The 12,022-nt window shown below is 62.8% G+C and carries 22 protein-coding genes; 21 read left to right on the plus strand and 1 reads right to left on the minus strand.

What is annotated here, in order from left to right; translation table 11 throughout:
• The first annotated feature begins 253 nt into the window (after positions 1 to 253).
• The 20 genes from rpsJ to rpmD all read left to right on the plus strand — a co-directional run bounded on the left by rpsJ (position 254) and on the right by rpmD (position 9,775).
• Entirely contained in the window at positions 254 to 565 is a 312-nt protein-coding gene (gene rpsJ / locus J2S32_RS00570; protein WP_006831877.1) for a 30S ribosomal protein S10, read from the plus strand.
• 275 nt (positions 566 to 840) lie between these two features.
• Positions 841 to 1,707, plus strand: a complete 867-nt coding sequence (gene rplC / locus J2S32_RS00575) for a 50S ribosomal protein L3 (RefSeq protein WP_253515082.1) — start codon at positions 841 to 843, stop codon at positions 1,705 to 1,707.
• 3 nt (positions 1,708 to 1,710) lie between these two features.
• The gene (gene rplD / locus J2S32_RS00580) at positions 1,711 to 2,334 is read left to right on the plus strand and encodes a 50S ribosomal protein L4 (protein ID WP_253515085.1); all 624 of its coding nucleotides are present in this window, start codon (positions 1,711 to 1,713) and stop codon (positions 2,332 to 2,334) included.
• The gene (locus tag J2S32_RS00585; protein WP_253515088.1) at positions 2,327 to 2,635 is read left to right on the plus strand and encodes a 50S ribosomal protein L23; all 309 of its coding nucleotides are present in this window, start codon (positions 2,327 to 2,329) and stop codon (positions 2,633 to 2,635) included. Before rplD ends, J2S32_RS00585 begins: the two co-directional genes overlap by 8 nt.
• Before the next feature lie 14 nt (positions 2,636 to 2,649).
• The gene (gene rplB, locus J2S32_RS00590) at positions 2,650 to 3,486 is read left to right on the plus strand and encodes a 50S ribosomal protein L2 (protein WP_253515089.1); all 837 of its coding nucleotides are present in this window, start codon (positions 2,650 to 2,652) and stop codon (positions 3,484 to 3,486) included.
• 6 nt (positions 3,487 to 3,492) lie between these two features.
• Positions 3,493 to 3,768: a 30S ribosomal protein S19 gene (gene rpsS, locus J2S32_RS00595; RefSeq protein ID WP_253515090.1), complete on the plus strand. Its 276-nt coding sequence runs from the start codon at positions 3,493 to 3,495 to the stop codon at positions 3,766 to 3,768.
• Positions 3,768 to 4,145 (plus strand): 50S ribosomal protein L22, encoded by a 378-nt coding sequence (rplV, locus tag J2S32_RS00600; RefSeq protein WP_253515091.1) that lies wholly within the window; start codon positions 3,768 to 3,770, stop codon positions 4,143 to 4,145. The genes rpsS and rplV overlap by 1 nt, the downstream gene beginning before the upstream one ends.
• 1 nt (position 4,146) lies before the next feature.
• Positions 4,147 to 4,842 carry a 30S ribosomal protein S3 gene (rpsC, locus tag J2S32_RS00605; protein ID WP_253515092.1) on the plus strand — a complete coding sequence of 232 codons (696 nt, stop codon included), beginning with the start codon at positions 4,147 to 4,149 and terminating at the stop codon, positions 4,840 to 4,842.
• Positions 4,843 to 4,863: 21 nt separating this feature from the next.
• Entirely contained in the window at positions 4,864 to 5,298 is a 435-nt protein-coding gene (gene rplP / locus J2S32_RS00610; RefSeq protein WP_253515093.1) for a 50S ribosomal protein L16, read from the plus strand.
• Complete coding sequence (gene rpmC, locus J2S32_RS00615) at positions 5,298 to 5,507, plus strand: 50S ribosomal protein L29 (RefSeq protein ID WP_253515180.1); 210 nt, start codon at positions 5,298 to 5,300, stop codon at positions 5,505 to 5,507. Before rplP ends, rpmC begins: the two co-directional genes overlap by 1 nt.
• A gap of 10 nt (positions 5,508 to 5,517) precedes the next feature.
• Positions 5,518 to 5,808 carry a 30S ribosomal protein S17 gene (gene rpsQ, locus J2S32_RS00620; RefSeq protein ID WP_253515094.1) on the plus strand — a complete coding sequence of 97 codons (291 nt, stop codon included), beginning with the start codon at positions 5,518 to 5,520 and terminating at the stop codon, positions 5,806 to 5,808.
• Between the two features lie 65 nt (positions 5,809 to 5,873).
• Positions 5,874 to 6,242: a 50S ribosomal protein L14 gene (gene rplN / locus J2S32_RS00625; protein ID WP_067464754.1), complete on the plus strand. Its 369-nt coding sequence runs from the start codon at positions 5,874 to 5,876 to the stop codon at positions 6,240 to 6,242.
• Complete coding sequence (rplX, locus tag J2S32_RS00630) at positions 6,242 to 6,562, plus strand: 50S ribosomal protein L24 (protein ID WP_253515095.1); 321 nt, start codon at positions 6,242 to 6,244, stop codon at positions 6,560 to 6,562. Before rplN ends, rplX begins: the two co-directional genes overlap by 1 nt.
• On the plus strand, positions 6,555 to 7,133 hold the full coding sequence (gene rplE / locus J2S32_RS00635) for a 50S ribosomal protein L5 (protein ID WP_253515096.1): 579 nt from the start codon (positions 6,555 to 6,557) through the stop codon (positions 7,131 to 7,133). The genes rplX and rplE overlap by 8 nt, the downstream gene beginning before the upstream one ends.
• 26 nt (positions 7,134 to 7,159) lie before the next feature.
• Positions 7,160 to 7,465 (plus strand): 30S ribosomal protein S14, encoded by a 306-nt coding sequence (gene rpsN, locus J2S32_RS00640; RefSeq protein WP_050599045.1) that lies wholly within the window; start codon positions 7,160 to 7,162, stop codon positions 7,463 to 7,465.
• An 11-nt stretch (positions 7,466 to 7,476) separates the two neighbouring features.
• Complete coding sequence (gene rpsH / locus J2S32_RS00645; protein ID WP_067464745.1) at positions 7,477 to 7,872, plus strand: 30S ribosomal protein S8; 396 nt, start codon at positions 7,477 to 7,479, stop codon at positions 7,870 to 7,872.
• Positions 7,872 to 8,405, plus strand: coding sequence for a 50S ribosomal protein L6 (gene rplF, locus J2S32_RS00650; RefSeq protein ID WP_253515098.1), 534 nt, complete (start codon positions 7,872 to 7,874; stop codon positions 8,403 to 8,405). Before rpsH ends, rplF begins: the two co-directional genes overlap by 1 nt.
• A 1-nt stretch (position 8,406) precedes the next feature.
• Positions 8,407 to 8,751, plus strand: a complete 345-nt coding sequence (gene rplR / locus J2S32_RS00655; protein WP_253515100.1) for a 50S ribosomal protein L18 — start codon at positions 8,407 to 8,409, stop codon at positions 8,749 to 8,751.
• Complete coding sequence (gene rpsE, locus J2S32_RS00660; protein WP_253515102.1) at positions 8,751 to 9,584, plus strand: 30S ribosomal protein S5; 834 nt, start codon at positions 8,751 to 8,753, stop codon at positions 9,582 to 9,584. Before rplR ends, rpsE begins: the two co-directional genes overlap by 1 nt.
• A gap of 5 nt (positions 9,585 to 9,589) precedes the next feature.
• Positions 9,590 to 9,775: a 50S ribosomal protein L30 gene (rpmD, locus tag J2S32_RS00665; protein ID WP_253515105.1), complete on the plus strand. Its 186-nt coding sequence runs from the start codon at positions 9,590 to 9,592 to the stop codon at positions 9,773 to 9,775.
• Between the two features lie 59 nt (positions 9,776 to 9,834).
• Here the strand turns inward: rpmD and J2S32_RS00670 are convergent, their stop codons facing one another.
• Positions 9,835 to 11,274 carry an ArnT family glycosyltransferase gene (locus tag J2S32_RS00670; RefSeq protein WP_253515108.1) on the minus strand — a complete coding sequence of 480 codons (1,440 nt, stop codon included), beginning with the start codon at positions 11,272 to 11,274 and terminating at the stop codon, positions 9,835 to 9,837.
• 202 nt (positions 11,275 to 11,476) lie between these two features.
• Between J2S32_RS00670 and rplO the strand changes: the two genes are divergently transcribed.
• Entirely contained in the window at positions 11,477 to 12,001 is a 525-nt protein-coding gene (gene rplO / locus J2S32_RS00675) for a 50S ribosomal protein L15 (protein WP_253515109.1), read from the plus strand.
• Positions 12,002 to 12,022: the final 21 nt, after the last annotated feature.

A 12,022-nucleotide genomic window follows, 5' to 3' on the forward strand; every position in this document is an offset into this window, starting at 1 on the left:
CTGATCGGCACCAGAGGCACGGCCCGCCGTGTCATATTCCGCCTTATGGCTGCAGGGCGGAATTGAGGGGTTGCCAGATTGGGGACTCACCCGTATATGCGCGGCCACAGACAAGGATTCGCCGCTCGGTATTCCTTGGCACAACCAATTCAACAAAGGCCGCCCGTCCCGGGAAACCGGACAAAGCGGGGCGGGCTTTTCTTTTTTGTGGGCCGCTATCGGCCCATTGGCTCTTTCGCATCGGTGTAGGTAAATGGAAGCTCAGAATATCCGCATTCGCCTCAAGGCGTTCGACCATCGCGTTCTCGACCAGGCAACTGGCGAAATCGCCGACACCGCGCGTCGTACGGGTGCTCTTATTCGTGGCCCCATTCCCATGCCGACGCGTATCGAGAAGTTCACCGTGAACCGCGGCCCGCACATCGACAAGAAGTCGCGCGAGCAGTTCGAGGTGCGCACCTACAAGCGGCTGCTCGACATCGTGCAGCCCAACGCCCAGACCGTCGACGCGCTGATGAAGCTCGACCTGGCCGCGGGCGTGAACGTGGAAATCAAGCTCGCCTAAGAGTTTGCCGCAAGTTTCCGTGGATGCGGGACTTGCCGTCTGCCCGGCAGGACGTTAACCGGCCGGGATAGTTTCGGGGCGCTCGATAGCCCCGCCAGGCCGCAAGGCCCGGCAAGACATCGGGATACCGCCGGATTATCCGGGTCTGCGTCCCCCGTCTCGCTTCCCAGGCTTCGTGCCGCGGAAGCACTCAGCCCGGACGGGGCGACGCATCATAAAATGGGCTGGCAAGCACCTCGGATGGGCCGGGGTGCCTCTGTGTTAGGAGTTTTACGATGCGCACTGGCGTTATCGCAAAGAAAGTCGGGATGACCCGCCTCTTCCAGGAGGACGGTCGGCACGTGCCGGTTACCGTTCTTGCGCTGGAAAATTGCCAGGTTACCGCTCACCGTACTGCTGATCGCGATGGTTACTTCGCGGTCCAGGTCGGTTCGGGCGAAGCCAAGCAGAAGAATGTCAACAAGCCGCAGCGCGAAGCCTTTGCCAAGGCGGGCGTCGAGCTGAAGATGAAGGTCGCGGAATTCCGTGTCGAGGCCGAGGATGCTCTGCTTCCCGTCGGCGCGCGCATTTCGGCTGAACACTTCATTGCCGGCCAGAAGGTCGACATCACCGGCCACACGCAGGGCAAGGGCTTTGCCGGCGCGATGAAGCGCTGGGGCTTCGGTGGTCTGCGGGCTACCCACGGTGTCTCGCTCTCGCACCGTTCGCACGGTTCGACGGGTAACCGTCAGGATCCGGGCCGCGTGTTCAAGGGCAAGAAGATGGCCGGCCACATGGGCGACCGTCAGCGCACCCAGCAGAACCTCGAGATCGTCCGCACCGATGCCGATCGCGGCCTGCTCTTCGTCAAGGGCTCGGTCCCGGGCGCGAAGAACGGCTGGCTGCTGGTCAAGGACGCGGTCAAGATCGACCACGGTGAACTGCCGTTCCCGGGCGTGATGTATCGCAACCGCGACGAGTTCGAGCATGAAGAAGCCGCTGCAGGCCTGGTCGAGAGCTCGGCCGAGCACGAAGTCGGGACGGAAGTTTCCGCCGACCAGCAGGCCAAGCTGCTCAAGGAACAGGACGCCGGTGCCGACACCGAATCCACCACCGATACGCCCGCAGCCGACACCGGCGCGGACGATAGCAAGGAGGGCTGATCCGTGAAGGTGAAGGTCCAGAAAATCGACGGCAAGGCGTCGGGCGACATCGAATTGAACGATGACGTGTTCGGTATCGAACCGCGCGCCGACATCCTGCATCGTGTTGTCACCTGGCAGCTCGAGAACCGCCGCGGCACCGCCCGCCCGACGCGTGAGCGTTCGGACGTGGCGCGCACCGGCAAGAAGTGGGGTCGCCAGAAAGGCGGCGGCACGGCTCGTCACGGCGATCGCGCTGCTCCGATCTTCATCGGCGGCGGTAAGGCTCACGGCGCGCGCAAGCGTGACTTCGAGCAGTCGCTGAACAAGAAGGTCCGGGCACTCGGTCTCAAGATGGCTCTGTCGAGCAAGGCGAAGGATGGCCTCGTTGTCATCGACAGCCTCGAACTGACGGACGCCAAGACCAAGGCGCTCAAGGCTCACTTCGACAAGGCTGGCTGGAACGGCAAGGTCCTCGTGATCGACGGCGAAAGCGTCAATGACGGTTTCAGTAAGGCTGCAAGCAACCTGCCCGGCGTCAATGTGCTGCCGGCCATGGGTGCCAACGTTTACGACATCCTGAAGCACGACACGCTGGTCCTTACCAAGGACGCGGTCGAAAAGCTGGAGGCCCGTTTCAATGGCTAAAAAGCAGGAAGTGGAAGCGCGTCACTACGACGTCGTGCTCGCACCGCACATCACCGAGAAGGCCACGCTGGCGTCGGAACACAACGCCGTCGTCTTCAAGGTCGCCAACGATGCCACCAAGCCGCAGATCAAGGAAGCGATCGAGGCGATTTTCGGTGTCAAGGTAATGGGCGTGAACACCATCGTGACGAAGGGCAAGACCAAGCGCTGGAAGGGCAGGCCCTACAAGCGCACGGACATGAAGAAGGCCATCGTCACCCTGAAAGACGGCGATTCCATCGACGTCACCAGCGGTATCTGAGGGGCTAGAGAGAAATGGCACTCAAGAATTACAAACCCACGAGCCCGGGCCGTCGCGGCCTGATCCTCGTCGACAAGTCGGGGCTCTACAAGGGCAAGCCGGTCAAGTCGCTCGTTGAAGGCAAGCGCAAGACCGGTGGCCGCAACAACAAGGGTCATGTCACCTCGCGCGGCATGGCTGGCGGTCACAAGCAGAAGTACCGTTATGTCGACTTCAAGCGTCGCAAGTGGGACGTCGAAGGGACCGTCGAACGGCTCGAGTATGACCCGAACCGGACTGCGTTCATCGCGCTGGTGAAGTATACCGACGGCGAACTGGCCTATATCCTCGCTCCGCAGCGTCTTGCTGTCGGCGACAAGGTCATCGCTGCCGAGAAATGCGACACCAAGCCCGGCAACGCCATGCTGCTCGGCCAGATGCCGGTCGGCACGATCTGCCACAACGTGGAAATGAAGCCGGGCAAGGGCGGCCAGATCGCCCGCGCTGCAGGGTCCTACGTTCAGCTGGTCGGCCGTGACCGCGGCATGGTCATCGTGCGTCTCAACAGCGGCGAGCAGCGTTACCTGCGCGCCGACTGCATGGGCACCGTTGGCGCCGTGTCGAACCCGGACAACCAGAACCAGAACCTGGGCAAGGCCGGTCGTCGTCGCTGGATGGGCATCAAGCCGCTGACCCGCGGTGTCGCCAAGAACCCGGTCGACCATCCGCATGGCGGCGGTGAAGGCCGCACCAGCGGTGGCCGTCATCCGGTCACTCCGTGGGGCAAGCCGACCAAGGGCGCCCGTACCCGCAAGAACAAGCAGACGGACAAGATGATCATCCGTTCGCGCCACGCGAAGAAGAAGAGGTAATCCGACATGGCTCGTTCCGTCTGGAAAGGTCCGTTCGTCGAGCTCAGCCTTCTCAAGAAGGCTGAGACCGCTCAGGACGCGGGTGCCAACAAGCCGATCAAGACCTGGTCGCGCCGTAGCACCATCCTGCCGCAATTCGTTGGTCTGACGTTCAACGTCTACAACGGTCACAAGTTCATCCCGGTCTCCGTTTCGGAAGAGATGGTCGGCCACAAGCTCGGCGAGTTCGCACCTACGCGTACTTTCCCGGGTCACGCCGCCGACAAGAAGGGCAAGCGCTGATGAGCAAGCAGAAAGCACCCCGTCGCGTGGCGGACAACGAGGCGCTGGCCGTCGCTACCACGATCCGTGGTTCGGCGCAGAAGCTCAACCTCGTTGCCGGCCTGATCCGCGGCAAGAAGGCCGAAGAGGCGCTCAACATCCTCGCTTTCTCGAAGAAGGCGATGGCGAAGGACGCCACCAAGGTTCTTGCATCGGCGATCGCCAATGCGGAAAACAACCACAACCTCGATGTCGACGCACTGGTCGTTGCCGAGGCTTCGGTGGGCAAGTCGATCACGATGAAGCGCTTCCACACGCGTGGTCGCGGCAAGTCGACGCGCATCCTGAAGCCGTTCAGCCGCCTTCGTATCGTCGTTCGCGAGCAGGAAGAGGCGTAAGATGGGCCAGAAGAGCAATCCGATCGGTCTGCGCCTGCAGATCAACCGCACCTGGGACAGCCGCTGGTACGCCGAAGGGCGCGACTATGCCAAGCTGCTCAGCGAAGACATCAAGCTGCGCAAGCACATCGTCGACAGCCTGCCGCAGGCAGCGATCTCGAAGGTTGTGATCGAGCGTCCGGCCAAGCTGTGCCGCATCTCGATCTATGCCGCCCGTCCGGGCGTCATCATCGGCAAGAAGGGCGCGGACATCGAAAAGCTGCGCACCAAGCTGTCGAGCATGACCGACAGCGAAGTGAAGCTGAACATCGTCGAAATCCGCAAGCCGGAAATCGATGCCAAGCTCGTCGCCCAGGGCATTGCCGACCAGCTGATCCGCCGTGTCGCCTTCCGCCGCGCCATGAAGCGCGCTGTGCAGTCGGCTCTCCGCCTTGGCGCGGAAGGCATCAAGATCGTGTGCGGCGGCCGTCTCGGCGGTGCTGAAATCGCGCGTGTCGAATGGTATCGCGAAGGCCGCGTTCCGCTCCACACGCTGCGTGCCAACGTCGACTATGCGGAAGCCGAAGCGCTGACCGCCTACGGGATCATCGGCATCAAGTGCTGGATCTTCAAGGGCGAAATCTTGGCGCATGACCCGACCGCCCAGGACCGCCTGATGATGGAAGCCCAGACCTCGGGCGTCCGTCCGGCGCGCTGATTGCAGGATTAGGAAAGAACCATGCTGCAACCGAAGAAAACCAAGTACCGCAAGGCGTTCAAGGGCAAGATCCATGGCAAGGCCAAGGGCGGCACGACGCTGAATTTCGGGTCCTACGGCCTGAAGGCGATGGAACCCGAGCGGATCACCGCGCGCCAGATCGAAGCGGCTCGCCGTGCGATCACGCGCCACATCAAGCGTCAGGGACGTTTGTGGATCCGCATCTTCCCCGATGTGCCGGTGTCGAAGAAGCCTGCCGAAGTCCGTCAGGGTAAGGGCAAGGGCTCGATCGAATACTGGGCTGCACGGGTCAAGCCGGGCCGCATCCTGTTCGAACTCGACGGCGTCGCCGGCCCGCTGGCCGCCGAAGCGTTCGAGCGCGCAGCGATGAAGCTGCCGATCAAGACCAAGGTCGTTGCCCGCCTGGGCGACACCTCGCACCTGGGAGGCGAATGATGGCCAAGACCGAAGACCTGCGCCAGAAGTCGGACGACCAGCTGGCCGAAGAGCTGACCACGCTCAAGCGCGAAGCGTTCAACCTCCGCTTCCAGGCGGCGACGAACCAGCTCGAGGCCCCGGCCCGCATCCGCGAAGTGCGCCGCACGATCGCCAAGATCAAGACGCTGCAGAGCGAGCGCACGCGCTCGGCTGAAGCGAAGGCTTAAGGAGTAGACCATGCCCAAGCGTATCCTGATCGGGACCGTCACCTCCGACAAGACCGACAAGACCGTTACCGTGCTCGTCGAACGCAAGGTGAAGCATCCCCTCTACGGGAAGATCATCCGCCGTTCGAAGAAGTACCATGCCCATGACGCGCAGAACGAGTTCACCCTCGGCGATGTCGTGCGCATCGAAGAAACCAAGCCGATCTCCAAGACCAAGACCTGGCAGGTGATCGATCGCGTTACCGCAGGTGGCACGCAGGCTGTCGAGGCGAACCTCGACGTCGAAGCCGCCGGTAACTGAGCTTTTATTGACGTAGGAACTGCCGGGCAGACGTCCCGGCAAGCCATTGAGAAGGAACCGGATCGATGATCCAGATGCAATCCAATCTCGACGTCGCGGACAACAGCGGCGCCAAGCGCGTCCAGTGCATCAAGGTACTGGGCGGCTCCAAGCGCCGGACTGCTTCCGTAGGCGACGTGATCGTGGTTTCCGTCAAGGAAGCCCAGCCGCGCACCAAGGTGAAGAAGGGCGATGTCCATCGCGCTGTCATCGTGCGCACGAAGAAGGACGTCCGCCGCCCCGATGGCAGCGTGATCCGCTTCGACAGCAACGCCGCGGTGCTCGTGAACAAGAGCGAAGAACCGATCGGCACCCGTATCTTCGGCCCGGTCGTGCGCGAACTGCGCGGTCGCGGTTTCATGAAGATCATCTCGCTTGCTCCGGAGGTGCTGTAATGGCCGCCGCAAAGATCAAGAAGGGTGACAGCGTCGTCGTCCTGTCCGGCAAGGACAAGGGCAAGACCGGCACCGTCGCGAAGGTCATGCCCAAGGATGGCAAGATCGTCGTCGAAGGCGTCAACATCGCCGCGCGTCACCGCAAGCCGACCCAGCAGAACCCGCAGGGTGGCATCGACCGTTTCGAAGCGCCGATGCACATCAGCAAGGTTGCGCTGGCCGATCCGAAGGATGGCAAGCCCACGCGCGTCCGTTTCCAAGACCAGGACGGCAAGAAGGTTCGTGTCGCCGTAAAGTCCGGAGAGACTATCGATGGCTGATTATACGCCCCGCATGCGCAAGCGCTACGACGACGAGATCGTCAAGGCGATGACCGAGAAGTTCGGCTACAAGAACGCTCTTGAAGTCCCCAAGCTGGAAAAGATCACGCTCAACATGGGTGTGGGCGAAGCCAGCCAGGACAAGAAGAAGGTTCAGACTGCAGCCGAGGAAATGGCGCTGATCGCCGGCCAGAAGCCGGTTATCACCAAGGCCAAGAAGTCGATCGCGCAGTTCAAGCTGCGTGAAGGCATGCCGATCGGTTGCAAGGTCACCTTGCGCCGCGACCGCATGTACGAGTTCACGGACCGTCTGGTGACCGTGGCCATGCCGCGCATCCGAGATTTCCGCGGCCTCAACCCGAAGTCGTTCGACGGCCGTGGCAACTATGCCATGGGCCTGAAAGAACAGATCATCTTTCCCGAGATCAGCTACGACCAGATCGACAAGGTCCGGGGGATGGACATCATCGTAACCACGACGGCGAAGACCGACGAAGAGGCGCGCGAATTGCTCCGCCTGTTCGGTTTCCCGTTCCCGGCCGAAGTGTCGGAAGAGAAGGAGGCGGCGTGAGCCGCTAATAGAGGAACTTAAGTCCAATGGCGAAACTGAGTTCGATCAACAAGAACGAGCGTCGTAAGAAGCTCGTCAAGCAGTATGCGGAAAAGTTTGCGAAGCTGAAGGCTATCGCTGACGATGAATCGCTCGACGAGACCGAACGCCTGATGGCGCGTCTCAAGATGGCGGAACTGCCGCGCAATGCGAACCCGACCCGGGTGCGCAACCGCTGCTCCACCACCGGCCGCCCCCGCGGCTATTACCGCAAGTTCGGTCTCAACCGTATCGAACTGCGCGACCTCGGCAACAAGGGCCTGATTCCAGGCCTGACCAAGTCGAGCTGGTGAGGTAAAGACAGATGGCTATGACCGATCCCCTGGGTGACATGCTCACCCGCATCCGCAACGGCCAGCGCGCGAAGAAGGACAGTGTCCTTTCGCCCGCCAGCAAGCTGCGTGCGAACGTTCTCGAAGTGCTTCAGCGCGAAGGCTACATCCGTGGCTACAGCGAAGACGCTTCGGCCAAGCACGCACAGCTGCGGATCGAACTGAAATATTTCGAGGGCGAACCTGCTATCAAGCATGTCGCTCGCGTCTCCAAGCCGGGCCGCCGCGTCTATTCGGGTTCGAAAGAACTCCCGATCGTGCGCAACGGCCTTGGCATCACCATCGTCTCGACGCCCAAGGGTGTGCTTTCGGACGCCGAAGCGCGCACCGAAAACGTTGGCGGCGAAGTGCTGGCGGAGGTGTTCTGATGAGCCGCATCGGCAAAAGGGCGGTAGCGATCCCGAGCGGGGTCACTGCCAACATCGATGGCAAGACGCTCAGCGTCAAGGGGCCCAAGGGCACTCTCGACATGGGTCTGTCCGACCTGATCGAATACACGCTCGAAGACGGCGAGATCTCGGTCAAGCCGGCCAACGATACCCGCGCTGCCCGCAACCACTGGGGCATGCAGCGCACCATGGTATCGAATCTGGTCGAAGGCGTGACCGAAGGGTTCACCAAGGTCCTCGAGATCAATGGTGTCGGTTACCGTGCGCAGGCGCAGGGCAAGAAGCTCAAGCTTCAGCTCGGCTACTCGCACGATGTCGACCTCGATGTGCCGGAAGGCCTCGAGGTGAAGACCCCTGACCAGACCACTATCGAGATCAGCGGTATCGACAAGCAGGCCGTGGGCCAGTTTGCGGCGAATGTCCGCAAGTGGCGCAAGCCCGAACCCTACAAGGGCAAGGGCATCAAGTACCGCGGCGAGTATATCTTCCGCAAGGAAGGGAAGAAGAAGTAAGATGGCCAAGCTCTCTCTCTTTGAACGTCGCCGTCGCCGCGTCCGCACCGCGCTTCGCAACGTGTCGGGTGGCAAGCCCCGCCTGTCGGTGCACCGCACCGGCCAGCACATCTACGCGCAGATCATCGACGACGCCGCGGGCAAGACCCTCGCCGCCGCTTCGACGCTCGGCACGAAGAACTCGGGCGCCAATGTCGATGCGGCCAAGAAGGTCGGCACCGACATCGCCGCTGCTGCCAAGAAGGCCGGCGTGACCACCGTCGTCTTCGATCGCGGCGGCTTCCTGTTCCATGGCCGCGTCAAGGCGCTGGCCGACGCCGCTCGCGAAGGCGGGCTGGAGTTCTGATGATGGCTGACGAAAACAAGACCGAAAACACCGAAGCCGAAACCAAGGTCGAAGAGACCAAGGTCGAAGCGACTCCGGCCAAGGCCGAAACCGAAGCTCCCGTCACGAAGGAAGAGCCGGCTGTCGCCGACACGCCTTCGGAAGCAGCTGCCAACCAGAGCCCCGCACAGGGTGCCGAAGGTCAGCCGCGCGAACGCCAGGGCCGTGGTGGCCGTGACAATCGCGGTGGTGGCGGCGGTGGCCGTGGCCGTGGTGGCCGCGACAACAACCGTCGTGGCGGACGCCGCGAGGAAGAAGACGACGGCATCATCGAGAAGCTCGTCCACATCAACCGCGTCAGCAAGACGGTGAAGGGCGGTAAGCGCTTCGGTTTTGCTGCACTCGTGGTTGTCGGTGACGGCCAGGGCCGCGTTGGCTTCGGCAAGGGCAAGGCTCGCGAAGTGCCCGAAGCGATCAGCAAAGCGACTGCCGCTGCGCGCAAGAAGATGGTCCGTGTCCCGCTGAAGGAGGGCCGCACCCTCCATCACGACGGCAAGGGTCACTTCGGTGCCGGCAAGGTCACCGTCCGCACCGCGCCTCCGGGTACCGGCATCATCGCCGGTGGTCCGATGCGCGCCGTGTTCGAGAGCCTCGGCGTTGCCGACGTGGTGACCAAGTCGGTCGGCACCTCGAACCCCTACAACATGATCCGCGCCACTTTCGACGCGCTGACCACGCAGACTTCGCCGAAGTCGGTGGCCCAGCGTCGTGGCAAGAAGGTTGCCGACTTGCTCGGCCGCGGTGGTTCTTCCGAGGCCGAGGCTGAAGCCGACGCCGCGGCAGTCGTGGAGTAAGAACGATGGCCAAAGCGAAAACCGTCAAGATCAAGCAGATCGGTTCGCCGATCCGCCGCCCGGAAAGCCAGCGCCAGATCCTCATCGGTCTGGGTCTCAACAAGCTGCACAAGGTTGTTGAGCGTCAGGACACTCCCGAGGTGCGCGGCGCGATCGCCAAGATCCCGCATCTGGTGACCGTGGTCGACTAGACAACCGGGTCATACCGAATTGAAGGGCCGGGCAACGCGAGACGTTGTCCGGCCCTTTTTTATTGGTCCGCGGCTGCGCGGCAATGGCCGTAGACCACGACCTCGATGTCCCACCCCTCGAGCAGGGGTTCGGACGCCACCTTGCGGCAGTTCCGCTTGGCATAGGCGCGCACGAGCTTGCTGGTGGCGGTATTGGTAACCTTGGTGGTGCGGTCGACGATGGCGCCGGGGCGCTGCGCCAATAGCCGCTCGACCTCGCTGAGCGTGGCGATGTGGCTGACATCGCTCTCGGATGCCTGGTGCAAATGGTTGGGGAATGCGAGCGGCGTGGGAAACCGCGAACCGGTGAGCGTATAGAGCAGCGGCGGGCCGTCATAGATCAGCAGCGGGCCGTCGCCCTTACTCTGCTCGATGGCGGCGGCGAGCCTGGACATGGCGGTGCGGGCCTCGCGGGTTTCCGCAAAACCGAAGAACGGATGGAAAAGGACCGGCATCACCGCCGCAATGCCGAGCAGCACGGCCCCCGTTCTCGGCCAGGCGAGGCTCGCCGGGCCGAGCGCGCACAAGGGTACCAGCAGCGGCAAGGCGTAGTGCAGATAGAAGGCGGGGACCGAGAAAAACCCGATCAGCGCGGCCAGCAGCCATCCCGCGAAGAAGACGCGATAGATGCCCGAGATCCGGGTGAGGGCGACCATGCCGGCTGCGCCAAGCGGGAGCAACATCAGCGCGAGGATGAGCAGGCGCTGCATTCCGCCATTGTCTTCGACCGGTTTGCGCAGGTTCGAGAGGACCATCGCGGTCCAGTATTCATCCCAATAGCCGTTGACCGCATACCACGCAGCGAACAGCACGCTCGGCAACAGGCCCAGCGCGATCCAGCCCAGAATGCGCAGCATGGTTGTGCGGCTGACGCCGCCTGTCTTGATCTGCAGACCCGCTGCGAACAGGCCGAGGAACATCGCTTCGAAGACCGCGGTGGTCTTTATGGTGATCGCGATCCCGGCAAGCAGCATGGCCAGCGCCATCGCGCGCTGCGCGGGGCGGCTTTCGAAGCGGGGAATGCTGGCGAGGCTGAGCGCGGCGGCAGCGGCGATGAACAGATTGTAGAATACCGGGCTCTGGCCGCCGTGGCCGTGGAACAGGCAAATCGCGGTCAGATAGGTGCCGGCCCCGAGCAGCGCAGGTCCCCGCGAAGTCAGCCCCCGCGCCATGCCATAAATCGTCAGCGCGGTTGCCGCGGCGAAGATCGTGGCCGCGATCTGGTAGGTGACATACCAGTCCGAAATGGCTGCCAGCGCGCCGAACAGCAGGAAATGCCCGGGCGGTTTGCGGTCCCACACATCGACATAGGGGATCGCGCCATGCACCATTTCCACCCCGGCAGCGAAGTAGAAGGTCTCGTCGATATGAAGGTCGGGATGGCCGAAGGTGGCGATGCGCGTTACCAACGCGAAGACGAGGAGCAGTAAGCCGATCAGCGCTGCTTCCCGTCCGCCCATCGGCGGCGCGGACCTGTCAGCCCCCAGACCCCGGTTTTGCAGAACCATATCGCCCCATACCCTTGCCGATCGCCCTCGGCATCGCCACTATCAGGATCCGCCGAATTCGGGGTCGACAAGATCGGCCAAACAGACTATCGGCGCCCACTTCCCAACAGCGCGAACCCCGTGATGGGGCCTAGAAAGCGAAAGCGAGTGCACTATGAAACTTAATGATATCCGCGACAATGCCGGCGCACGCAAGAGCCGGATCCGTGTCGGCCGTGGCATCGGTTCGGGCAAGGGCAAGACTGCCGGCCGTGGCCAGAAGGGCCAGAAGGCCCGTTCGGGTGTAGCCATCAAGGGCTTCGAAGGCGGCCAGATGCCGCTCCACATGCGTCTGCCGAAGCGCGGCTTCAACAATCCGTTCGGCAAGGACTTTGCCGAAGTGAACATCGGCATGGTGCAGAAGTTCATCGACGCCAAGAAGCTCGACGGATCGAAGGTCCTCGACCACGAAACGCTGCGGGCCGCTGGCCTCGCGCGCGGTGGCAAGGACGGCGTCCGCCTCCTCGCCAAGGGCGAGCTCAAGGCCAAGGTCACCTTCAAGGTTGCCGGTGCCTCCAAGGGCGCCATCGAGGCAGTCGAGAAGGCCGGCGGCAAGGTCGACGTGATCCCGGCCGACAAGCCCGAGCACGAGAAGAAAGCTGCTCGCGCCGAAGCCAACAAGGCTGCCAAGGCAAAGTAAGCGGGATAATTCGGGGGGCGG

The organism is Qipengyuania citrea (assembly GCF_024171405.1).
Classification (GTDB): Bacteria; Pseudomonadota; Alphaproteobacteria; order Sphingomonadales; family Sphingomonadaceae; genus Qipengyuania; species Qipengyuania profunda.